The organism is Rhodococcus sp. WB9 (assembly GCF_007558985.1).
Lineage (GTDB): Bacteria > Actinomycetota > Actinomycetes > Mycobacteriales > Mycobacteriaceae > Rhodococcus_F > Rhodococcus_F opacus.
In genome coordinates this window covers 6,510,702-6,532,766 of sequence record NZ_CP041769.1, presented here as the reverse complement: position 1 = coordinate 6,532,766, position 22,065 = coordinate 6,510,702, and the positions used below count along the sequence as shown (strand labels likewise).

Here is a 22,065-nt window from a genome sequence, read left to right as displayed (position 1 = left end):
CTCTGGTGCATGGTTCGTATTGTATCGAACCTCTGGTGCACGGGGGCCGCACTCTTCAGGAAGGATCGACATGACCTCGGAGCTGAGCACGTCGGAAGCCGCGACACCGACGTCACCACCCGAAGCAACACCGTCCGACCCGCGACGCGGGAACCTCACTCTCGCCGCCGTACTGCTGGCCGTTCTCGTCGTCCCGATGTCGATCTCCGGAACCGCGGTGGCGCTGCCCGCCATCTCCTCCGACATCGGCGGCGGCGCATCGGGTCAGCAGTGGGTGGTGAACGCGTTCAATCTGTCGTTCGCGTGCTTCACCCTGGTCTGGGGGTCCCTGTCCGACCGTTTCGGCCGCGGCCGCCTGTTCGCCGCCGGAGCCGCCACGTTCACGGTCGGGAGCGTCGCCAGCACGCTGGCCCCGAACATCGTGGTCCTCGACGTCGCCCGCGGAGTCGCCGGTCTCGGTGGCGCCGCCATCTTCTCGTGCGGCGCAGCGATCCTGTCCTCCGCCTTCGACGGGCCCGCCCGATTGCGCGCGTTCGCCCTGTTCGGGACGACCGCGGGCATCGGTGTGGCGCTCGGACCGACGCTGTCCGGGCTCCTCGTCGACACCGCCGGCTGGCGACCCATCTTCGCGGTCCAGGCCGCCGTGCTGCTCGTGGTGCTCGCGGCGACCCCGGCGATCGGACTGGGACGACCGGCGGGCGACGCGGCCGCGAAGTTCGACCTCCTCGGCACCGTCCTCCTGGTTCTGGGTCTGCTCGCGGCGATGGTCGGCATCGTTCAGGGCGAACCCTGGGGCTGGGGGAGCCCGGCGGTCGTGGCGTCCTTCGTCCTCGCGGTCGCGCTGCTGGTCGCGTTCGCCCGCGTCGAATCGCGACGTCCGGCTCCGCTGCTGGACCTCGAACTGCTCACGCACGCACGGTTCATGGCCCTGTGCCTCGTTCCGGTGGCGGCGTCGTTCGGCTTCGTCACGTTGCTCACCTACTTCCCGACGTTTCTCCAGTTCGTGGCCGGCCAGTCTTCGGCGAAGGCGGGCCTGGTGATCGTGCTCCTCACGATTCCGGTCGTGGTGGGACCGCTCGCCGCAGGCCGCGCCGTCGGCGCCGGGGTGAATCCGCTCGTGGTCATCTGGATCAGCCTGGGAGCGTTGATCGCCGGTGACCTGGGGACTTCTGCTGGCGGGCCCCGACACGGTGGTCGCGGTCATCGCGGTGCCGCTGCTCCTTGCGGGCTGCGGAATGGGACTGTCCGCCGGTCTCGTCGACGGTCAGGCGCTCGCCCTCGTCCCCGAGGAGAAGGCGGGTATGGCTGCGGGAGTGGTGAACACGATGCGACTGGGCAGCGAGGCCATCGCGGTCGCGGTGTACGCGGCGCTGCTCACCGGTCTCGTCACCCGCAGGGGCGAGGAAGCGCTGGCCGGCGTCGACGGCGTGGGCAATGCGGCGGACGTCATCGGCAGGGCCGCGAGCGGTGACCTCGAGCAGGCCCTGGCGGCGGCCGGACCTGGCGTCCGGGACCAGGTGGCGCCGCTCGTGATCGATGCCTACGACAGTGCGTTCCACACGACGCTGGTCGTTCTGGCGGTTGTCGTCGCCGGATTGTCGGGTGTCATCGCGGTGCTGTTGCGACGCGGGGCGGGCGCGCGATGACGGAGGCGGGCGACCTGCGACAGCACCATCAGGTCGTGGTGGTCGGCGGCGGCCCGGTGGGATCGCTGACGGCACTCGAGCTGGCGCGCGGCGGAATCGACGTCCTCGTCCTCGAGGCGGCTCCGCACACCACGGACGTTCCGAAGGCGGGGACGATCCACGCGCGCAGTATTCAGCTGCTCACTCGTCGAGGGTATTTCGCGGCGCCGGACGTCGACGCCGAAGCGGCGTCGACCACCTTTCACTACGCCGGGGTCTGGGGTCTGGAGATCACGGCACCACCAGGCGAGGGACCGGCCATCGCCGGTATCGGGCAGAGCGATCTCGAAAGGCTCTTCACCGCACGGCTGATCGGCCTCGGCACCCCGGTGCTGAAGGCCGCGGTGGTCACGGAGGTCCACCAGGACGACGGCGGGGCGACGGTGACCTTCACCCACGAGGGACGCACCCGGGTGGTGACGGCCGACTGGGTGGTCGGCGCGGACGGCGCCCGCAGCATCGTGCGGCGCAGCGCCGGTTTCACGGCGACGGAGACTGCCCCGACCGCCGCGGCACTCCTGGGCTTCGCCGTCCTCGACGACCCCGCGAACGCCCCCAGGGGGTGGGTGCGCACCGAACGGGGCTGGACCGTCCTCAACGTCGATCACACCGGCTTCAGTCGCATCATCACGTTCGACCTCGGTGGTCCGCACGAGGATCATCGCCGGCCCCTCACTGCGGAGGAACTGCAGGTGACGGTCGACAGATTCGCGGGCCGTCCCGTCCCGTTCCGCAACGCGCGGTCGTTGTCCCGGTTCAGCGACTATTCGCGGCTGGTCGACGACTACCGGCTCGGCCGGGTCCTTCTCGTCGGTGACGCTGCGCACGTGCACTTTCCGCTCGGCGGGCAGGGTCTGAACCTCGGTATCGGCGATGCGATCGGCCTCGGCTGGCGCCTCGCCCTCGTCGCGCGGGGACAGGCCGACCCGTCGGTGTTGGACGTGTACTCGCGGGAGCGGCACGCGTGTGCCGCCGGGGTGATCGCCAACGTCGCGGATCAGCGTGAACGTATGCGAATCGGCGTCGACGGGGACCGCCTGCGACACGAACTCGGTGTCCTGCTGGAGGATCGCGACCGCAACCGGGCGCTGGGTTCGGCGATCAGTGTGCAGAGCCAGCCGGCGCCCAGCGCTCTCCAGGACGCGGCGCGCGGCGACTTCGCCGCGAACACCGTGATCGAGACGGACACCGGAGTCTCCGACCTGATCCGGTTGCACGTCGCGGCGGGGAACCGGGGCCTCCTCCTGTGCGGGGACGCATCGGAGTCCGTCCGGGCACTCGTCGAACCCTTCTGGGCCGAACGGGTGCGGGTGATTCGGGCGCGGAACCTCGGGGCCACCACCGTGCTCGTGCGCCCGGACGGTGAAGTGGCCTGGTCGGGGGAGCTGGGAGACGGCGGCGAACTCGTCACCCGGCTCGCGGAGACGTTCGGCGGCTCCGCCGCCCGTGCGCGGTTGACGAGTGCAGGGACTCGTCAACCGCGCACGGGCGCGAAGCGCCTACCAGCGGACGGGTAGGGACGTCGGACGACGAAGGAGCACTCCCGAATCCCACGGCACCGCAGCCGGTGCAGTGGCGAGAACGAGGGTCGGGAACTCCTCTGCCAGCCGGACCAGTGTCGTGGTGATCTCCATCCGGGCCAGCGACGCGCCCATGCAGTGATGCATGCCGTACCCGAACTGCAGATGGCGTTTCCCGTCCCGGAACGGGTCGACGAGTTCCGGGTGTGGAAACGTGTCGGCGTCCCGGTTCGCGGCGAACGCGTCGGCGTAGACGAGGGCGCCCGCGGGGATCACGGAGTCCCGCAGCCGAACTTCACGGGTGGCGATCCGGGGAAACATCGAAATGTTTCCCAGCGGAAGCACCCGCAGCAGTTCCTCGACCAATTGCGGCGCAGCGGCCGGTTCCTCCACCATCAGCGTCCACAGCGAAGGTGCCTGCAACAGCACGTACACGGCCTTCGCGAGCACGGACAGCACGTTCTGGTCGGCGCCGAGCACGGAGCCGAGCAGGATCGCGACGAGTTCGTCGTCGCTCAGCGGCGGTTCCGCCTCGTCCCGCGCCGCGAGGAAGCGGTCGATCAGCCCGCCCGGTTCGACGGGCCGCGTCCCGTGCACGAGATCGGTCACGTAGTGGTAGACGAGCCAGAAGTTCTCCAACAGGCCGGGAATGTCCGTGTCATGCGACAACTGCACCACCCGCGACGACGGGCGGAAGTAGTCGATGTCCGATTCCGGTATCCCGAGGAAGCCGGCATTCACCTCGACCGGCACGCGGTCGAGCACCGTGGCGAACAGGTCGGGGGTTTCCTCACTGCGCAGCAACGCGATCCGTCGGTCGAGGATGCGATGGACCGAATCCTTCAGCTTCTCGACGCCGGCGGGACTGTAGTCGGCGTTGACGAAACTCTTCATCCGCGCGTGATCCGGGGTGTCCAGATTCAGCAGAAGGTCCGGGGGCATCGTGGTGGGCTGAAAACTCGGTCCGCCTTCGACGTTGGTGTCCTTCCGGCCGAAGGTCGGATCCGTCAGCACCTTCAGGACGTCGTCATATCGTGTGACGTGCAGGGCGGTGTGCCCGCTCGGCAGGGTGATCTCCGGTAGTCCGGTGGGCCCCTCCGCGGTCACCGCCGTGTACGCGACCGGTGGGTCGAGGTGGGGAATGTCGCCGATGGACACCGCGACACCGCGCCGACGGCTGGGTGGAGCGAGTGTCGAAATCTGGGTCGTCACGTCGTACTCCTTCTGTTGGTGGGATTCACAGGACGGCGGCGACGCCGGTCAGCCGGGACAGTTCACTCGACGCCTGGGCGTTGGTGCGGAAATGGACGGCACGCCAACCGCTCTTGCGTGCCGCAAGCACGTTCTGCTCGAGGTCGTCGATCAGGATGCACTGGCCGGCGTCGACGCCCGCCGTCTTCTCCGCGATCGCGAAGATCTGGGGGTCCGGTTTGCGCGCGCCGACCAGGCACGAGTCGACGAGAGCATCGAGCGGGCCGGCGGGTTCGATGATCGGTCTCCAGAATCGCTCCCACTCGACTACGTTGTTCGACAGGACCCCGACGCGCAGACCGTGAGCCTTCAGGCCGCGCAGCGCCGCGGCCATCGCCGTGTTGACGGTGATCCCGTCGAACCACTGCTCGCCGAACGTCTCCAGCCGCGCCCGGGTGAGGTCCAGGCCGGGGTCGGCGGTGGCGAGGTGCTCCCTCAGCCTCGTACCCCAATCACGCTCGGTGATCTGGGCCAATTCGATCGGGGCGAGAGGAGGCGCCCCGAGGTCGTCGCCGACGGCCCGCATCGCCGCCTGCAGGGCTGCTGGGGCGATGCCCGTCTTCGTTTCGTACGCCGTGAAGAGGTCGGCGAGCGGGGGCGAGAGCACACCACCGAAGTCGAACCAGACCATGGTGTCGTCCCGCGTCGTCATCGGACGATCCGATCGAGGGCGGCGGTCGAGGCGCTCACTCGTTGCAGGGTGACCCGGCCGTGTGCGATCTGCCGGCCCTCCTGCGCGAGAGTGACGGACAGGACGACCTGGCGGGCGCAGATTTCCGCCTCCGCGACGGCCGCGCAATCAGTCGGCAACTCCAGCTCACCGAAGCTCTCGAAGACGGCGTCGCATCCCACGAGCACGAGCATTCGTGGCGACAGGCCGAACAATTCGTGTGCGGCGACGAGGGCGGTCTGACGCATCGCCTCGAAGATCAGTGCGCCCGGTACGTGGTCGAGCGGGTGATCGAACAGGCCCGGGTGGGCCTGATCGACCAGCACCTGGCTGCGCACGGTGTCGCCGTCGACCCCGATCCGGCTCAGCACCACGTTGTCGAACGAATGTCGAGCCACCTCCCGAGGCTCGACCCGCTCGTGCAACGGATGCGGACGGGCAGGATCGAGCTGCAGCGGTGCTCGACCCTTCTGCCGGAGGCGGTCCCACGCGTCGCCGGGCATCCACTGGATGGTCATGCTCATGGTGGCCGCGGCAGACCCGTCCAGCGCGAGTGTCATCGCGAGCGTGGTTCCGACGATGTCGGCGCCCCGCCTCTTGTCGGCGGTGATCGTGGCATCCAGAACCCCCGCGGCGGGTGCGGGGCCCACTCTCACGGCGTCGAGGTCGACGACCTCGAGCGCTCCGGCGTTGAACACGAACTTGGCGTCGAGTGGAGCGTCGACGTGCCGATGCGAGATCAGGATGGACGCCTGCCGGAACGTTTCGAGCAGAAGCAGCGGATCATACTGTCGTACAACGATATTGTGATCGCTGTAGTAGCTGTGGACCCTGGGGAGCTGCACGCCGAGACGGAATTGTGGGTAGCTCTCGCAGATGATGTCGGTGAGGAAGACCTCGCAGATCGCGGCGCGGTGCACGTGCGCGCGGGGGATGGACGACGAATAGGACAGGGTCGGCTCCAGGACGGCGGTCATGTCGATTCCTTTCGTTGACAGCGGAATTCGCACGGGTCGACGCCGCCGGACGACGACGGCGGTGATCAGTGGAATGCGGGACCCGTGCAGAACGGTGGTTCGCGCTGGATCGGAAGAACGCGGGCGAGCCCGCAGCGCAGAGGGCGAGGAGCTCGGGGTCTCGTCGCGGGCCGGCGATCCCGGTGGATGCGCACGATCAGTGAATACCGGGCGATCCGGAGCGTCAACAGATGTAATCCGGTGTTCACCGATCCCGTGACGATGTTCGGCAGGCGAACGCGTCTGTCGAAAGTCGTTGACCTGCGGTATCGGTGACTCCGCGTACGAGTAACTCCGCTGTCGCGTGGCAGGAGTCACAGCCCCGGTTCCGGATCGGGACGGAAATGTTACCGCCAGGTATGGCGTGTGGTAACCGGCGAGCGTAGAAGGCCGATGCTATGTTCCCCTCGCCGGGAGTGGCCGGAGTTGATGGAGGGGTCGGGGATGTCGAAGAGGTGGGTCGCGTCGGTCGCGGCAGTGGCGATCGGCTCGGGCATGATCGCCTATTCGAACCAGAACGCTGCCGTCGCGGAACCCGAACCGGTATCCAACGGCATACCCGGCAGCGGTCCCTGCGCCAGCGAGGTGTCGAACGAGACGCACTCGCTGATACCGGAGAAGCTCGAGATCCCGATCCCGTACCCGAAGATCACGACGGTGCCGTATCCCGCTCCCGTCACGGAGCCCGTCCGCGTCTCGCAGGCGCTGCCCGCCGACACGTGCACCGATCCGTGCCCCGACCTCACGGACGATACCGACCAGGCCCCGGGAAACCTGTCGAGCGTGCTGAACATCCCGGACGTCAGCGTGAAGTTCACACCCTTCCACTTCGGTATTCCAGTCCCGGGCGCCGACATCCGGTTGCCCCCGCCGCCGCCCCTCGTGCACCCCGCGACCGAGGAGGCGCCGCGCAGCGCGGCCCCGGCAACCCCGAAGATCGGCGACGTGACCCGCGTGGCCAAGGTGACCGGGTCCGGTTCGGTCAGCCGCACCGACAAGCGCTACCAGGTCAACGGCACCGACCTCGGCATCATGTGGGAGAGCGCCCCCGACCAGATCGCCGTCGCGTTCGGTGACACGGTCGGCAAGGGATTCCAGCCGCCCGGTGGCCAGGGCGGCGACTGGCGCAGCAACGTCCTCGGGTTCAGCTCCGACCGCAACCTGTCCGACGGCATGAGCCTCGACAGCATGGTCCAGGACAGCCGGTGCCACGCGGCGGAACTGCTCGACAGCCGCAAGCTCGACAACATCGAGATCACCACTATCCCGACCTCGGGTTTCGCCGTCGGGAACCGGCAGTACATGAGCTACATGTCGATCCGCACCTGGAACAGCATCCCCGCCACGTGGTGGACGAACTACGGCGGCATCGCCTACTCGGACGACGGTGGATCGACGTGGACCAAGGACCCGTACGCGAAGTGGGACAACATCTTCGGGGTCACCAAGTTCCAGGTCGCGTCGATGGTCCCGGCCGGCGACTTCGTGTACATGTTCGGCACCCCCAACACGAGGCTCGGCGCCATCGGCCTGGCCCGCGTCCCCGCCGCCGATGTGCTGAACACGTCCGCGTACCAGTACTGGCAGAACGGCAACTGGACGCCCGTCGGTGGCTACACGGAGGCGACGCCGATCGTGGACGCCCCTGCCGCCGAACTGTCCGTGCGCTACGAGGAGGCCACCGGCAAGTGGCAGATGGCGTACCTCGACACGTCCAAGGCGGCCATCGTTCTCCGCGAGTCCGACTCGCCGCAGGGCGTCTGGTCCGACGGGGCGCCGATGGTCAGCGCCGTCGAGTACCCGGAGCTGTACGGCGGCTTCATCCACCCGTGGTCGAGCGGCGACGATCTGTACTTCACCATGTCGACGTGGTCCGACTACAACGTCTTCCTCATGAAGGCGGATTTAGGCGGCTAGCGCCCGTGCGCCTTTTTGGTAGCTCCCGCAACCAGAAAGGCGCACAGGCCCGGAGGGCCTACAGCAGGCCGTGACGGGGCGGGACGGTGCCCGACAGTGTCCACCGGCCGATGTGCTGGATCTTCCACCGAGTGGGGTCGTGCAGGGTGTGGGTGCGGGCATCGCGCCAGTACCGGGACAGATTGGACGTTTCCGACGCACAGCGGGTGCCGCCCAGTTCGAACAGCACGCTCGACGCCTCGAGTGACGCACGGGCGGCGGCGACCTTGGCTGCGGCGGCGTCGATCGAGGCGACCGCGGCAGCCTGCTCGTTCAGGTCGCGCCGGGCTGCGTCGATGCTGCGCGCACCCTCCCGGAGGAGTGCCGTCGCGGACCGGACGCTGACCGACGCCTCACCGGCCAGTTGGATCAGCAGGGGATCGTCGACGGCGTCGGTGACGCCCGCCTCGAAATAGGGCCTTGCCTGACGTGCAGATCGCACGCCCTCGTGCAGGGCTGCCGCGGCGATCCCGGCGTCGATCGCGGCGTGCAGGATCTGGGCCTGCGACCCGTACGTGGTGGGTGCGTCGAAGATGGGAGAGAACGGCACGACGTGGAACGCGGGCACCCGGACTGCGTCCAGCGTGACGGTTCCGCTCGCCGTTGTCTTCTGCCCCATGCCGTCCCAGTCGTCGACGATCGACAGCCCGGCAGCGGTGCTCGGCAGGTAGGCGACGGCCTTGGCGGGTTTCCCTTCCGGCGTCGTCGTCCCCGGAAGGGTGGCCCGGACCGCGATCCAGTCGGCGAACAGTGCGCCCGTGCTGTAGAACTTGCGACCGTCGACGACGAAGTCACCACCCTGCTCGGTGAGCGTCGTGGCGTCGATGTCGATCGTCTTCGTTCCGCGCTCGCTCTGGGCGTTGGCGAACCGGCGCCCCGCGAGCACCTCGGAATAGAAGAATTCCTGCTGCGCCGGCGTGCCCTGGTGACGCAGCACCTCGAGGAACGTGTAGTGGCTGTGCGGGATCTGCGCGATGCTCGGATCGCCCTCGGCCAGGAGACGGAAGACTTCGGCGAGGGTTTCGGTCCGCGCGTCGACGCCACCGTGCTCGCGGGGAACACCGAGTGCGAGCAGTCCGGACGCGGCGAGAGCGCCTACCTGTTCGTAGGGAAGTTGCCGACCGGCATCGCGAGCTGCCGCCGCCTCGGCGAATTGTGCCGCGAGATCGGCGGCGACGGCGAGGGCTTCGGCCTCGTCACTGATGCGGTGGGCGTTCTGGACGGCGGTCATGCCTGATCTCCCGGTACGGCGGTCATGGCGTCGAACCTCACACGGACCCGCGAGCCGGGTGAAGGGTTGTGCGCGCAGTGATTGGAAGGGTGGGCGTGGGCTGCACGGGCGGGTTGCATGCTGGGTATGTCAACCGAACGCATCGCTGAGCAGATCAAGTTCGCCTACTGGGTGCCCAACGTCAGTGGCGGGCTCGTCACGTCCGACATCGAACAGCGGACCAGCTGGGATTACGAGTACAACAAGAAGCTCGCCCAGACCGCCGAGAACAACGGTTTCGAGTACGCGCTCAGCCAGGTCCGGTACGAGGCCAGCTACGGGGCCGAGTTCCAGCACGAGTCGACCAGCTTCAGCCTCGCACTGCTGCTGGCCACCGAACGGTTGAAGGTCATCGCTGCCGTCCACCCGGGTCTGTGGCAGCCCGCGGTCCTGGCGAAGCTGGGGGCCACCGCCGACCACCTGTCGAACGGCCGGTTCGCCGTCAACGTCGTGAGCGGCTGGTTCAAGGACGAGTTCACCCACCTCGGGGAGCCGTGGCTCGAGCACGACGAGCGGTATCGGCGCAGCGCCGAGTTCCTGCAGGTGCTCCGCAAGATCTGGACCGAGGACGACGTCGACTTCCGTGGCGACTTCTACCGCATCCACGACTTCACCCTCGAGCCGAAGCCGCTGAACACGCCCGACCGTCCGAACCCCGAACTGTTCCAGGGTGGCAACTCCGCCGCCGCACGGCAGAACGCGGGCCGGTACTCCGACTGGTACTTCAGCAACGGCAAGGACTACGACGGCGTCACCGAGCAGATCGTCGACGTGCGACAGGTGGCCCGCGAGCACAACCGGGAAGTGAAGTTCGGGCTCAACGGATTCATCATCGCCCGCGACACCGAGAAGGAAGCACGTGACACCCTCCGTGAAATCATCGAGAAGGCGAACAAGCCCGCGGTCGAGGGATTCAGGTCCGCCGTCCAGCAGGCCGGCGCGTCCACCGCCGACAAGTCGGGGATGTGGGCCGACTCCACGTTCGAGGATCTCGTCCAGTACAACGACGGATTCCGCTCCCAGCTGATCGGGACGCCGGAGCAGATCGCCGAGCGCATCGTCGAATACCGCCGCCGCGGAGTCGACCTCATCCTGGGCGGCTTCCTGCACTTCCAGGAGGAGATCGAGTACTTCGGCACCAACGTCCTGCCGCTGGTCCGCGAACTCGAGGCTTCCGAGAGGCTCGCGCCCGTGAGCGGTTAGCGAGTCCAGGGACTCGTCAACCACGCACGGGCGGCGGAGCCGCCTACAGGTGCCGGGCCAGCGCGCGACCCGCGGCCCGGCCGGAGAAGATGCAGCCGCCGAGGAAGGTGCCCTCGAGCGCGCTGTAACCGTGGACGCCGCCACCACCGAATCCGGCGACCTCACCGGCGGCGTAGAGACCCTCGAACGGTGTGCCGTCGGGCCTGATCACCTGCGAGTCGAGGTTGGTCTCGAGCCCGCCGAGGGTCTTGCGGGTGAGCAGGTGCAACCGGACCGCGATCAGCGGACCGTTCTTGGGATCGAGCAACTCGTGAGGGCTCACGACACGGGTGATCTTGTCGGCCAGCAGGTTCCGTGCGTTGCGGATCGCCATGACCTGGAAATCCTTGGTGTAGCTGTTCTTCACCTCGCGGTCGCGGGCCACGATTTCGCGTTCAAGGTCCTCGTATTTCAGCGGTGCCTCCGGGGTGAGGGCGTTCATGCCGTCGACGAGGTCACGGAGATTGTCGCGGACGACGAAGTCCGCACCGTGCTGTTTGAACGCCTCGACTGGACCTGGCGCGCCCTTCTTCAGGCGTTCGGCGAGCAGTTTGAAATCGCGGCCGGTGATGTCGGGGTTCTGCTCGGAGCCCGACAGCGCGAACTCCTTCTCGATGATCTTCTGGTCGAGGACGAACCACGTGTGGTGGTGGCCGCTGTTCATGATGTGGTCGAGGGTTCCCATGGTGTCGAAACCGGGGAAGTTCGGGCTGGGCAGGCGTTTGCCGTTGCCGTCGAACCACATCGACGACGGTCCGGGGATGATGCGGATGCCGTGGTTCGGCCAGATCGGGTCCCAGTTCTGGATGCCCTCGGTGTAGTGCCACATCCGGTCGCGGTTCACGATGTTGCCGCCGGCGTTCTCGGTGATCTCGAGCATGCGGCCGTCGACGTGCGCGGGGACGCCGGCGAGCATGCTCTCGGGAGCCTTGCCGAGGCGCGCGGGCCAGTTCTTCTTGACCAGTTCGGGATTGCCGCCGATGCCGCCGGATGTGACGACGACCGCCTGCGCGGCGAATTCGAACTCCCCGACCGCGGTCCGCGAACTCTTCACCCCGCGTGCTTCGGTGGACGGTTCCAGGATTGTGCCGCGCACGCCGGTGGCGGCGCCGTCGGTGACGATGATCTCGTCGACCTGGTGACGATGCTTGAACGTGACGAGGCCCCGCTTCGAGGCGGCCATCACGCGCGTGAGGAAGACTTCGACGACCCCCGGTCCGGTGCCCCAGGTGATGTGGAAGCGCGGGACGGAATTGCCCTGTCCGAGTGCGGATCCGCGTCCGCGTTCGGCCCACCCGACGTTCGGCATCAACCGCAGCCCGAGGTCGTGGAGGTAGTGCCGCTTCTCGCCTGCCGCGAACTCGACGTACGCCTGGGCCCACAGCCGCGGCCACTGATCTTCGCGGGCGCGATCGAATGCCGCGGTGCCCATCCAGTCCTGGATCGCCAGTTCGTACGAGTCCTTGATGCCGAGGCGCCGCTGTTCGGGGCTGTCGACGAGGAACAGGCCGCCGAGCGACCAGAAGGCCTGCCCGCCGAGATTCGCCGAACTCTCCTGGTCGACGACGAGCACCTTCCGGCCGGCCTTGACCATCTCGTAGGTGGCGACGAGTCCGGCCAATCCGGCGCCGACGACGATCACATCAGCCTGTTCGGTCACGAGGACCCCTCTTTCCGGTGTGTGTGGGTGTGGGTGGTGTCGGGTTCGGTGTACGCGGCCACGACGTGGGTGAACAGTTCGAGACGCAGTTCCCGGGCGGACGCGTCGTCGTCTTCGATGAGGCACTGGACGCTCGTGCCGTCGTGCAGGGCGACGAGCGCGCGGCCGAGCACCCGGGGATCGCCGACGACGCGGCGCCCGAGCCGGTGCAGCGCCTTCTCGAGGATCGGCACGATGGTCTCCAGAATCGTGTCCTCACGTGCTGCGAGGGCCTTCTTCAGCGACGGGTTGCGCAGGGCGTGGACGGTGAATTCCGCGTTGATCCGATACCACTGGTCGTCGACGGGGACGACTCCGAGCACCAGTTCGGTACCGGCGCGCAGTTTTTCGGCAGGCGTGAGCCCCGAGAGGTCGATGCTGGACGAGTCGGCGGCCAGCCGGATCTGTGCGAGCATCGCGCTCGAGCGCTGTTCCCACATGGCGAAGAACATCTCGTCCAGCGATGCGAAGTTGGAGTAGAAGGCGCCGCGGGTGTAACCACCGCGTTCGCAGATCTGCTCGACCGTCGACCGTCCGAAGCCGTTCTCCGCGAACACCTCGACCGCGGCGTCGAGCAGACGCCGACGAGTCTGCCCTCGCCGTTTCGTGACCCGGCGGGGTGTGTCGGTGGCAGGCTCGGAGGAGCGCGCCGGTGACGTCGGCATGGGCACTCCTCCGATCGGGTCGACAGCAGCCGCCGATACACTAGCGTATCGGATACACCAGTGTATCGAACTCGGCTGTCAGAGCCCGTTCGGAGAGTTCTGCGGTCTCAGAGGTAGAGGTCCTGCTTTCGGATCAGGGCCGTCGCCACCACGCTGACGACCGAGGTGGCGACGAGGTATCCGCAGGCCAGCCAGGGAGTTCCGCCGCCAGCCGCGATCAGGGCCGTGAGGATCATCGGCGTGACGCCGGAGGCGTAGATCCCGGAGAACTGGTACACCACGGACAGGCCGGTGTAGCGGATCTCGGTGGGATACAGGCTTGCGTACAGCGTCCCCTGCGCCCCGTAGAACAGCGCATGGACGACGCCGAACACGAGCACCATCGCCACACCGAACAGGATGAGATTCTCCGTGCCGAACAACCCGAATGCGGGGAAGACCGCGAGCCCGTAGGCCCCGATCCCGACGAGGTAGATCCTCTTGGCACCGTATCGGTCGACCAGCAGCCCGGAGAACGGCAGGAGCACGGCCATGACCGTCGCGGCGATCGTGACGACCAGGAGCACGGGAATCTTCGCCAACTCCAGATTCTTGGTGGCGTACGTGATCGCGAAGACGCCCCAGGTGTTGAACGCGGCGCCCTCACCCCAGCGAGAGAGCAGGCCGAGGACGGTGCCCCGGCGCACCCGGCCGCGAAACACGTCCTTCAGTGGAGCGGAGGAGCGCTTCGAGAGGTCGTGCACCTCCTGGAACGCCGGAGTCTCCTCGACCTTCAGCCGCACCATGAATCCGACGAACACGAGAATCAGGCTCAGCAGGAAGGCGATCCGCCACCCGTAGGAGAGGAACTGGGCGTCGTCGAAGATCACCTGCAACGCGGCGAAGACGCCGGTGCCCAGGGCCAGGCCCAGCGCCAGACCGATCTGGGGGATGCTGCCGAAGATGCCGCGCTTCTTCGCGGGACTGTGTTCGACGGCGAGCAGCACGGCACCCGCCCATTCACCGCCCAGTGCGAACCCCTGCAGTATGCGCAGGAGGAGCAGCAGGATCGGCGCGATCACCCCGACCTGCGCAGCCGTGGGCAGCACACCCATCAGAGCGGTGGCGATGCCCATGATGAACATGGTGAGCGCGAGCGTCTTCTTGCGTCCGATGCGGTCGCCGATGTGGCCGAAGACGACTCCGCCGATCGGCCGGACCACGAAACCGACCGCGAACGTGGCGAACGCCAGCATGGTGCCGACGAACGAACTCTGATCGGGGAAGAACAGCTGGTTGAACACCAGGCTGGCAGCCGTCGCGTAGAGGAAGAAGTCGTACCACTCGACTGTCGTCCCCAGGAGGCTGGCGGCGACGACGGTGCGGAGCCGCTTGCGCCGCTCGAGGTCGGATTCGGTCGAGGATGTGTACGGGGCGTCGGACAGCGTAGTCATAGCGCGGCGACCGTAACCCTGCTCGCTGCGGTCGGGCACGATTCCGAATCACGGTGATCGAAACCCTCGCGCCACGGCGTCGTCGTTGATGAACTGACCTGCGCTGCCCATCTGTCGTCGACAAGAGGATCGCGCGTGTCTCTGCATTTCCACTGGTTCCTTCCCACCTACGGTGATTCCCGCAACCTGATGGCGGGTGGTCACGGGAGTTCCATGGCAGGAGACCGTCCCGCCACGCTGCGGTACCTCAATCAGATCGGCGCGGCGGCGGAGTCGAACGGCTTCGAATCGGTCCTGACGCCCACCGGCGCGTGGTGCGAAGACGCCTGGCTCACCACGGCCATGATGCTGGAGACCACCGAGACGTTGAAGTTCCTGGTCGCACTGCGGCCGGGCCTGCTCAGCCCCACGCTGGCCGCACAGATGGCGGCGACGTTCCAGTGGCAGTCGCAGGGGCGGCTGTTGCTCAACGTCGTCACCGGCGGCGAGGACCACGAGCAGCGCACCTACGGCGACTACCTCGACAAGAACCAGCGCTACGCCCGCTGCGGCGAGTTCCTCGACGTCATCCGTCAGCTGTGGGCGGGAACCGGACCGGTCGACTACGCCGGCGAATACATCCGGGTCGAGAACGCCCAGTTGCAGCGCATCCCCGACCCGGTGCCGCCGATCTTCTTCGGCGGGTCGTCGCCGGCCGCGGGCACCGTGGCCTCCCAGTTCGCCGACACCTACCTCACCTGGGGTGAACCGCCGAGCGCCGTCGCCGGGAAGATCGCCTGGATCCGCGACCTCGCCGACGTCCAGGGCCGCACGCTCGATTACGGCATCCGGCTGCACGTGATCAGCCGCGACACGTCCGAGGAGGCGTGGGCCGAGGCCGACCGCCTGTTCTCCGCCCTCGACCCGGCGACGGTCGAGCAGGCGCAGCAGAGCCTCGCCCGGTCGGGTTCCGAAGGTCAGCGTCGTATGCGGGAACTGCACGGCGGGGGAAGTGCCTACTCGAAGGACGCCGGAGCACGCGCCCTCGAGGTGGCCCCCAATCTGTGGTCCGGTGTCGGGTTGGTCCGCGGCGGCGCAGGCACCGCGCTGGTCGGCTCCCACGAGGAGGTCGCCGATCGCATCGCCGAGTACGCGGCGCTCGGGCTCGATCACTTCGTCCTCTCCGGCTACCCGCACCTTGAAGAGGCCTTCAACTTCGGCGAAGGGGTCCGGCCGATTCTCGAGCGCCGGGGGCTCGTGCAGTCGCGCAGTCACCGCCCCGGCGACCTGTCCGGGTCGACGGCGTTCCTGTCCTCGAGTCGGTAGCCACTGCCAGACTGGGGGCATGGCAGCGGTCGGGTGAGCGCGAACCTGACGGTCACCGAGATCTGCCGCCTCGTCGGTACACCAGCCTCGGGTCGTTCAGTGTCCAAATTCCGCCAGCTGGTCGGCGCGTCGCCGTCGGTGTATCAGGCGAAGTTCGCCGAGCACGGGGCGCCGCGCATCCCGGGTGCCACGTGTTCATGCACGGCTGAGCGACCGCCGGTGACCGCCGCAATTTCGGAGAAGAGCCGCCCCCTCGACGCCGACATGGCAGACGCGGTCCGCCGGTCGCTCGAGAGCGGGACGATGGGCAGATTCGGGTTGACCACCACCGACTGTCACGAGACGTACCGGGATTTGGTCGCCAGGGTCGTCGAGTTCACGCAGCCGCCGGCCGAGGGCCTTACGGCATCGAGGCGGTGATTCGTGAATCTTTCGGCGCAAACCCGGTCCTTCAGGTCCGGGATAGCCGATCTGGTTTTGTCGGACTGTGTGGCTAGTGTCTGGGTTATGGCGGGGAGGGTGGTGAAGCGGGCGTTCAAGTACCGTTTCTATCCTACTGTGGTGCAGGCGGATCAGCTTGCTCGGACGTTCGGGTGCACTCGGTATGTCTACAATCGGGCGTTGGCGGAGCGCTCGCGTGCGTGGTCGCAGGAGCGGCGTCGGGTGACCTATGCGGATACCTCGAAGATGCTCACCGGATGGAAGCGGGATGCCGAGACGGAGTGGTTGTCGGAGCCGTCGAAGGGGCCGCTGCAGGAGGCGCTGCGGCAGTTGCAGGGCGCGTTCGACAGGTTCTGGCGCAAGCAGGCCCGCCACCCGCAATTCAAGAGGAAGGCCCAGTCGAAGGAGTCGGCAACCTACTACTCGAACTGCTTCACCTACCGCGGCGGGCAGATCCGGTAGGCCAAGCAGTCCGAACCCCTCGATATCCGGTGGTCGAGGCCGCTACCGGAGGGGGCTACGCCGTCGCAGGTGACGGTGTCGCGCAATGCTCGCGGTCAGTACCACATCTCGATCCTCGTCGAGGACACGATCGCCGAGGCCCCGTCGACGGATCGGGTGGTCGGGCTCGACGCTGGGATCACGAGCCTCTACACGCTCTCGACCGGGGGAGAAGGTCACCAACCCGCGTCATGAGCGCAGGGACCGTGCGCGGCTGGCGCAGGCGCAGCGGGTGCTGGCCAAGAAGCAGAAGGGATCCCGGAACCGGGCCAAGGCCCGACTGAAGGTCGCGAAGATTCATGGCCGGATCGCCGATCGGCGTCGCGATTATCTGCACAAACTTTCCACTCGGCTGGTGCGCGAAAATCAAGTGATCGCCATCGAGGATCTGAGTGTGCGGAACATGGTCAAGAATCGGTCGTTGTCTCGGGCGATCTCCGATGCGAGTTGGTCCGAGTTCCGGTCGATGCTCGAGTACAAGGCCGACTGGTACGGGCGGCGGGTGGTGGTGATCGACCGGTTCTATCCGTCGTCGAAGACCTGCTCGGTGTGCGGGGAGGTCGCGTCGGCGATGCCGCTGGACGTGCGGGTGTGGACGTGCCGATGCGGCGCCGTCCACGACCGGGATGTGAACGCGGCGAAGAACATTTTGGCCGTCGGACTGACGGTGACAGCCTGCGGAGACGGTGTGAGACCACCTCACACATAACGTGTGGGGAGGCAACTGTCGGTGAAACAGGAACCTCGGGACGCGAGTCCCGAGGGGAATCTCGGTCGTTCACGGCCGAGAGGACGTCAAGCGGGACAATTCCGGCTTCTGGTGGAGAAGCGGGAGTACACGGGGGAAGATTTCGCTCACTGACGGCGAGCCGTCGATTGCATACTGACCAAGTGTCAGCGCGCCCGGTGACGTCGCACGGCGTCCCGGTTCGCGCACTTCGGTGAGCAGTACCGCTGACGGCCGTTGCGGGACGTGTCGGCGTAGATGGCGGTGCACTCGTCGAGTGCGCAGCGGCCGAGTCGGTGCATGCCGCGGCCGACGAGGTGTAGTGCGGTGCCGACCGAGAAGAGCGCCTCGAGCACGCCCGCCAGCGACTGCTGGTCGTCGCGGTAGTGGAGGTGCCAGCCGTCGCCGGCGTGGTTGGTCAGTCGCGGGTAGGCGGACGCCTTCGTGAGCATGAGGTTCACCTGTTCGGCCCGGGCTTCGTCGCTGGTGGTGTCCGCGATCGACGACCACCGGTCGAGCATCGCGAGCACGTCGGCGAGGTCGTCGTCGGTGACGGGGAAGTCGACGACGATGCCGGCGTCGACGCATCGGTCGACGAGTTCGCCGGTCGAGTCGGGCGGGTGATTCGCGAGGTCGGCGGCGAGTGTGACCGCGTATTCGCCGTAAGGGTTGAGATGCACAATGCCATTACATCACGCTGGGTGCATGAGTGGACATCACGAACACGACTGGCAGGAAGTCTCTCGGCACCGGACGAGTACGGGAGTCGTCACGTACCTCGGCTGTTCCTGCGGGCGGTGGCAGTTGTCGCTGTTCGAGGCGTCGGTAGGGGAATCTAGCCATATCTACGTCTGATCGCAGATCTGGATAGATTTGTCTACGAACCGCCGTCTGGTGGGTCGAGGTCTGGCGTTTTCGGTCCGAGGAGCACATAATCACCACGTGAGCCAAGTTACTGTTACTCCGAGTTCACCCATTCTTGCCCAATCAGGCGGAGAGGGTGGCGGTGCGGCGTTCGATCAGATCATCGGAATCTCGGTGGCGACGGCGATCATCACCGTGGGTCTGCTGTGGATCGCGTACCTGCACCGCACACGCAAGATCACGTGGCTGCAGACGATCGCCGACACGGCGGCGCGCGCGCTCGACCGGCCCCCGTGGGTGGCACTGCCCCTGGTGACGTTCGTCGGGACCATCCTCACGGCGTTCTTCGGCTTCATCTGGGACGTCAGCCTGCACATCGGGCGAGGCCGCGACGACGGGCCGCTCGCGAACCCTGCGCACTACTTCATCCTCGTCGGACTCTTCCTGCTGTTCATCACGGGAATGCTGGCGATGATCCTGCCGCGCGACGAGAAACCCGGTCCGGCGGCGATCAAGATCACCCGCACCTGGTATGTCCCGGTCGGCGGGGTCCTGGTGGCCGGGGCGGGGCTGTACGCCCTCATCGGGTTTCCGCTCGACGACGTCTGGCATCGCATCTTCGGTCAGGACGTCACGCTGTGGGGGCCGACGCACCTGATGCTGATCGGCGGTGCGGGACTGTCGCTGATCGGCGTCCTGCTCCTGGACTACGAGGGCCGGATGGCCACCCCCGGTGACACGAAGCAGGACAGCAGGCTGATCTGGTTCCTGCGGTGCGGCACGTTCGGTGGCCTGCTCATCGGCCTGTCCGTCTTCCAGATCGAATACGACTTCGGCGTCGAACAGTTTCGCCTCGTCCTGCAACCGATGATGATCGCCGGCGCGGCCGCGTTCACCCTGGTGGCGGCGCGCATCGTTCTCGGACCCTTCGCGGCGATCGTGGCCGTGGCGGTGGCCGGCGTCGTGCGTGCGATCACGGCACTGATGGTGGGACCGGTTCTCGGCGCCCCCACGAACGTGTTCGAACTGTGCCTCGGCGCCGCGGTGCTGATCGAACTGCTCGCCCTGACACCGCTGATCAAGAATCGGGTGGCCTTCGGTGCCGTCGGCGGACTCCTCGTCGCGACGGTCGGGCTGTGGCTCGAGTCGCTGTGGATCGACGCCGTGTACATCTACCCCTGGCCCACCAGCATGTGGCCGGAGGCGCTGGCCATGGCCGTACCGGTGGGCATCGCGGCCGGGGCGTGCGGCGCCCTGCTCGGGCGGGTGCTCCGATCCGAGGGGCTTCCGCGTCCCGCGATCAGCCGCACCATCGTCGTCGCCACGGTCGTGGTGATCGCCGGTGCCACCGCCAACGGACTCGTCGCGACAGTCCCGGAGAACGCCACGGCGACAATCGCTCTCACGGAGGCCGCACCGGACGGCGGCCGGATGGTCGACGCGGTGGTGCGCATCGACCCACCCGATCTCGCCGGCGACGATCCCGCCTGGGTGTCCATTCTGTCGTGGCAGGGTGGCCCCGGACTGGGCAACGGATTCACGGTCGACCGACTCGAACGCATCGGGCCCGGCACCTACCGAACTCACGAACCGGTGCCGGTACACGGAACGTGGAAGACGTTGCTGCGCGTGCAGGACGGGCGCACGATGACGGCCGTCCCGATCTACCTGCCCAGCGACCCGGGCATCGGCGCCGAGGAACTCCCCGCCGTCGCGTCCTCGACCCGCGACTTCGTCCCGGAAATCACGATCCTGCAGCGGGAGCGGAACTTCGATCACCCGTCCTGGCTGTTCGGTGCCGCGTCGCTCGTCGTACTCGCGTGCACTCTCGCGCTGATCACCGCGCTGGCCTGGGGGGCGGGCCGGATCAGCAAGTACACGCAGGGTCAGGCGGCCACCGGCACCCGTGAGGACGTGACGGTGACATGAATCCGGTGAACGACCCGGACATCGTCTTCCTCGCCGATCACTCGGTGCTGCTGGCGATTCCCGCGTTCGTCCCTGCGTTCCTGGTGGCCGGCCTGGTCATCTACCTGGCGGTCCGGGACCGCAAGGCGGAAGCCGCCGAGAATGCCGAGAGTGCGAAACACGGCCCGAGTGAGAAAGACGAGGAGAATTAGGTGATCAGGCGGTTGGCCGGAGTTGTCGTGGTACCTGCTGTCGTCGTCACCCTGGTGTCGGGCTGTGGAGGCGACAACGACACTCCGGCAACGGAGGACGGTGTCGTGATCGACGTCGTGATCGACAGCGGCTCGGTCACACCGAGCAACGAGCGCATCGAGGCCACGGTGGGGGAGACCGTCACCGTGCGGATCGAGAGCGACGCCGCCGACGAACTGCACGTGCACGCCGTGCCGGAACATTCGTTCGAGATTCACCCCGGAACGCAGGAAACCCAGTTCTCCGTGGACGTTCCGGGCCAGGTGGCGGTGGAGTTGCACGACACGGGTAAGACGGTGGCCACCCTGCTCGTGCGTCCATGACGGTTGTTCTCGCGCACGGCCTCGGTGGATCCACCGACCTTCCGATTCCGTTCACGTATGCGCTGATCGGGGCGAGTTGGGCGCTCACCGTGTCTTTCGTGGTCCTGGCCTTCGCGTGGCGCACCCCGAAACTGGATCCGGACAGTCCCGGGCGGAGGTTGCCGGGCTGGGTGACGCGGTTCGCCGACGCGTCGATCACGCGGAACGTGCTGGCGGCGTTCGGCGTGGTGCTCGCGGTGTGGGTGGCCCTCGCGGCGTTCTTCGGACCCGCGGCATCGTCGAAGAATGCACTGCCGGGCGTGTTCTACGTGCTGCTCTGGGTGGGACTGGTCGCGGTGTCGCTGGCGTTCGGCCCGGTGTGGCGGGTGCTCTCCCCGGTCCGCACGGTACACCGATCGGTGTGCGCGGCGATCGGGCGATCGCCGGCAGAAGGCAATGCGCGGTACCACAACTCGTGGGGCTACTGGCCCGCGGTCGCGGGACTGTTCGCCTTCGTCTGGCTCGAGCTCGCCGCTGGCGACCCGGGTTCCGTTGCCGCCGTGCGCACCTGGCTGCTGGTCTACGTCGTGGTCACGACGGCCGGGGCCTTCGCGTGCGGCGAACGCTGGTGTGAGCGGGGTGATCCGTTCGAGGTGTACAGCACGCTGGCGTCGCGGTTGTCTCCGCTGAGCCGGGATCGGCACGACGGCCGGATCGTGCTGCGCAATCCGCTGGACCACCTGGGATCGATGCCCGTCCGTGCCGGCTCGGTCGCGCTGATGGCAACGCTGCTGGGATCCACGGCCTTCGACAGTTTCTCGGCGTTCCCGTGGTGGTCACGGCTGGTGGACGGACTCGGTTCGCCGATCGGCGCCACTCTCGTGCTCACGGCGGGGCTGCTGGTGTTCATCGGCTTCGTCGGGGTGTCGTTCTGGGTGGCCTCGCGGGCCGCGGGCGGACTACGGTCGGAGCAGCGCTCCGCTCTCCCGGGGCTGCTGTCGCATTCGCTGATCCCGATCATCATCGGCTACGTCTTCGCCCACTATCTGACGTATCTGGTGGAGAAGGGGCAGGCGACGGTGATCCTGCTGGCCGACCCGATGGGGCGGGGATGGGACCCGCTGGGGCTCGGCGACGCCGACGTCTGGTACGTGCTGTCCGAGCATCCGGCCGCGACGGCATCGATCAAGGTGCTGTGCGTCCTCGCCGGTCACGTCCTCGGAGTGATTGCGGCACACGACAAATCCGTGCGGGTCCTGCCGCGGGGTCATCAGCTGACCGGGCAGCTGGCACTGCTGTTCACGATGGTCACGTACACCTTCGGTGGGCTGTACCTGCTGTTCGGCGGCTGACGACCC

General features: G+C 67.4%; 19 protein-coding genes and 1 pseudogene. 12 read left to right on the top strand and 8 right to left on the bottom strand.

Going from position 1 to position 22,065, the window contains the following annotated elements:
* Positions 1–70 precede the first annotated feature (70 nt).
* The 3 genes from FND50_RS30445 to FND50_RS30440 are packed head-to-tail and all read left to right on the top strand — an operon-like array spanning position 71 to position 3,202.
* Positions 71–1,471, top strand: coding sequence for an MFS transporter (locus FND50_RS30445; RefSeq protein WP_260850763.1), 1,401 nt, complete (start codon positions 71–73; stop codon positions 1,469–1,471).
* Complete coding sequence (locus FND50_RS37240; RefSeq protein WP_260850762.1) at positions 1,428–1,646, top strand: hypothetical protein; 219 nt, start codon at positions 1,428–1,430, stop codon at positions 1,644–1,646. The genes FND50_RS30445 and FND50_RS37240 overlap by 44 nt, the downstream gene beginning before the upstream one ends.
* Positions 1,643–3,202, top strand: coding sequence for an FAD-dependent oxidoreductase (locus tag FND50_RS30440; protein WP_144288165.1), 1,560 nt, complete (start codon positions 1,643–1,645; stop codon positions 3,200–3,202). Before FND50_RS37240 ends, FND50_RS30440 begins: the two co-directional genes overlap by 4 nt.
* Here FND50_RS30440 and FND50_RS30435 read toward each other — a convergent pair.
* The 3 genes from FND50_RS30435 to FND50_RS30425 are packed head-to-tail and all read right to left on the bottom strand — an operon-like array spanning position 3,185 to position 6,103.
* A complete protein-coding gene (locus tag FND50_RS30435; protein WP_260850761.1) occupies positions 3,185–4,417 on the bottom strand; it encodes a cytochrome P450 in 1,233 nt (410 codons plus the stop codon). The genes FND50_RS30440 and FND50_RS30435 overlap by 18 nt on opposite strands.
* A gap of 25 nt (positions 4,418–4,442) precedes the next feature.
* On the bottom strand, positions 4,443–5,108 hold the full coding sequence (locus tag FND50_RS30430) for an HAD family phosphatase (protein ID WP_144288164.1): 666 nt from the start codon (positions 5,106–5,108) through the stop codon (positions 4,443–4,445).
* A complete protein-coding gene (locus FND50_RS30425; protein WP_144288163.1) occupies positions 5,105–6,103 on the bottom strand; it encodes a ScbA/BarX family gamma-butyrolactone biosynthesis protein in 999 nt (332 codons plus the stop codon). Before FND50_RS30425 ends, FND50_RS30430 begins: the two co-directional genes overlap by 4 nt.
* 483 nt (positions 6,104–6,586) lie before the next feature.
* Between FND50_RS30425 and FND50_RS30420 the strand changes: the two genes are divergently transcribed.
* Positions 6,587–8,059, top strand: a complete 1,473-nt coding sequence (locus tag FND50_RS30420) for a DUF4185 domain-containing protein (RefSeq protein ID WP_144288162.1) — start codon at positions 6,587–6,589, stop codon at positions 8,057–8,059.
* Positions 8,060–8,117: 58 nt separating this feature from the next.
* Here the strand turns inward: FND50_RS30420 and FND50_RS30415 are convergent, their stop codons facing one another.
* A complete protein-coding gene (locus tag FND50_RS30415) occupies positions 8,118–9,329 on the bottom strand; it encodes an SfnB family sulfur acquisition oxidoreductase (RefSeq protein WP_144288161.1) in 1,212 nt (403 codons plus the stop codon).
* Between the two features lie 126 nt (positions 9,330–9,455).
* Between FND50_RS30415 and sfnG the strand changes: the two genes are divergently transcribed.
* The gene (gene sfnG, locus FND50_RS30410; protein WP_144288160.1) at positions 9,456–10,571 is read left to right on the top strand and encodes a dimethylsulfone monooxygenase SfnG; all 1,116 of its coding nucleotides are present in this window, start codon (positions 9,456–9,458) and stop codon (positions 10,569–10,571) included.
* 43 nt (positions 10,572–10,614) lie between these two features.
* Here sfnG and FND50_RS30405 read toward each other — a convergent pair whose 3' ends face one another.
* The 3 genes from FND50_RS30405 to FND50_RS30395 all read right to left on the bottom strand — a co-directional run bounded on the left by FND50_RS30405 (position 10,615) and on the right by FND50_RS30395 (position 14,407).
* Entirely contained in the window at positions 10,615–12,270 is a 1,656-nt protein-coding gene (locus tag FND50_RS30405; protein ID WP_144288159.1) for an FAD-binding dehydrogenase, read from the bottom strand.
* Positions 12,267–12,974, bottom strand: a complete 708-nt coding sequence (locus FND50_RS30400) for a TetR/AcrR family transcriptional regulator (protein WP_144288158.1) — start codon at positions 12,972–12,974, stop codon at positions 12,267–12,269. The genes FND50_RS30405 and FND50_RS30400 overlap by 4 nt, the downstream gene beginning before the upstream one ends.
* Before the next feature lie 107 nt (positions 12,975–13,081).
* On the bottom strand, positions 13,082–14,407 hold the full coding sequence (locus tag FND50_RS30395) for an MFS transporter (RefSeq protein WP_144288157.1): 1,326 nt from the start codon (positions 14,405–14,407) through the stop codon (positions 13,082–13,084).
* Between the two features lie 135 nt (positions 14,408–14,542).
* Between FND50_RS30395 and FND50_RS30390 the strand changes: the two genes are divergently transcribed.
* The 3 genes and pseudogenes from FND50_RS30390 to FND50_RS37650 all read left to right on the top strand — a co-directional run bounded on the left by FND50_RS30390 (position 14,543) and on the right by FND50_RS37650 (position 17,363).
* Positions 14,543–15,712: an LLM class flavin-dependent oxidoreductase gene (locus FND50_RS30390; protein WP_144288156.1), complete on the top strand. Its 1,170-nt coding sequence runs from the start codon at positions 14,543–14,545 to the stop codon at positions 15,710–15,712.
* Between the two features lie 99 nt (positions 15,713–15,811).
* Complete coding sequence (locus FND50_RS37910; protein WP_397492791.1) at positions 15,812–16,132, top strand: hypothetical protein; 321 nt, start codon at positions 15,812–15,814, stop codon at positions 16,130–16,132.
* A gap of 87 nt (positions 16,133–16,219) precedes the next feature.
* Positions 16,220–17,363, top strand: a pseudogene (locus tag FND50_RS37650) (RNA-guided endonuclease TnpB family protein).
* Positions 17,364–17,548: 185 nt separating this feature from the next.
* Here the strand turns inward: FND50_RS37650 and FND50_RS30365 are convergent.
* A complete protein-coding gene (locus tag FND50_RS30365) occupies positions 17,549–18,061 on the bottom strand; it encodes a CGNR zinc finger domain-containing protein (protein WP_007297668.1) in 513 nt (170 codons plus the stop codon).
* 262 nt (positions 18,062–18,323) lie between these two features.
* On the opposite strand from FND50_RS30365, the gene FND50_RS30360 reads away from it, so the two are divergent.
* From FND50_RS30360 to FND50_RS30345, 4 genes are read left to right on the top strand one after another with little or no spacing between them, the layout of a single operon-like run.
* Positions 18,324–20,174 (top strand): hypothetical protein, encoded by a 1,851-nt coding sequence (locus FND50_RS30360; protein ID WP_144288155.1) that lies wholly within the window; start codon positions 18,324–18,326, stop codon positions 20,172–20,174.
* Complete coding sequence (locus FND50_RS30355) at positions 20,171–20,365, top strand: hypothetical protein (protein WP_005258831.1); 195 nt, start codon at positions 20,171–20,173, stop codon at positions 20,363–20,365. Before FND50_RS30360 ends, FND50_RS30355 begins: the two co-directional genes overlap by 4 nt.
* Entirely contained in the window at positions 20,366–20,728 is a 363-nt protein-coding gene (locus FND50_RS30350; RefSeq protein ID WP_005258829.1) for a hypothetical protein, read from the top strand. It abuts the gene before it with no gap.
* Complete coding sequence (locus FND50_RS30345; RefSeq protein WP_144288154.1) at positions 20,725–22,059, top strand: hypothetical protein; 1,335 nt, start codon at positions 20,725–20,727, stop codon at positions 22,057–22,059. Before FND50_RS30350 ends, FND50_RS30345 begins: the two co-directional genes overlap by 4 nt.
* Positions 22,060–22,065 lie beyond the last annotated feature (6 nt).

Excerpts from the sequence above, each read along its gene's own strand:
- FND50_RS30445 (WP_260850763.1), top strand. The coding sequence starts at position 71 with ATGACCTCGGAGCTGAGCACGTCGGAAGCCGCGACACCGACGTCACCA.
- FND50_RS30440 (WP_144288165.1), top strand. The coding sequence starts at position 1,643 with ATGACGGAGGCGGGCGACCTGCGACAGCACCATCAGGTCGTGGTGGTC.
- FND50_RS30430 (WP_144288164.1), bottom strand. The coding sequence starts at position 5,108 with ATGACGACGCGGGACGACACCATGGTCTGGTTCGACTTCGGTGGTGTG.
- FND50_RS30425 (WP_144288163.1), bottom strand. The coding sequence starts at position 6,103 with ATGACCGCCGTCCTGGAGCCGACCCTGTCCTATTCGTCGTCCATCCCC.
- FND50_RS30420 (WP_144288162.1), top strand. The coding sequence starts at position 6,587 with ATGTCGAAGAGGTGGGTCGCGTCGGTCGCGGCAGTGGCGATCGGCTCG.
- FND50_RS30415 (WP_144288161.1), bottom strand. The coding sequence starts at position 9,329 with ATGACCGCCGTCCAGAACGCCCACCGCATCAGTGACGAGGCCGAAGCC.
- sfnG (WP_144288160.1), top strand. The coding sequence starts at position 9,456 with ATGTCAACCGAACGCATCGCTGAGCAGATCAAGTTCGCCTACTGGGTG.
- FND50_RS30400 (WP_144288158.1), bottom strand. The coding sequence starts at position 12,974 with ATGCCGACGTCACCGGCGCGCTCCTCCGAGCCTGCCACCGACACACCC.
- FND50_RS30395 (WP_144288157.1), bottom strand. The coding sequence starts at position 14,407 with ATGACTACGCTGTCCGACGCCCCGTACACATCCTCGACCGAATCCGAC.
- FND50_RS30355 (WP_005258831.1), top strand. The coding sequence starts at position 20,171 with ATGAATCCGGTGAACGACCCGGACATCGTCTTCCTCGCCGATCACTCG.
- FND50_RS30345 (WP_144288154.1), top strand. The coding sequence starts at position 20,725 with ATGACGGTTGTTCTCGCGCACGGCCTCGGTGGATCCACCGACCTTCCG.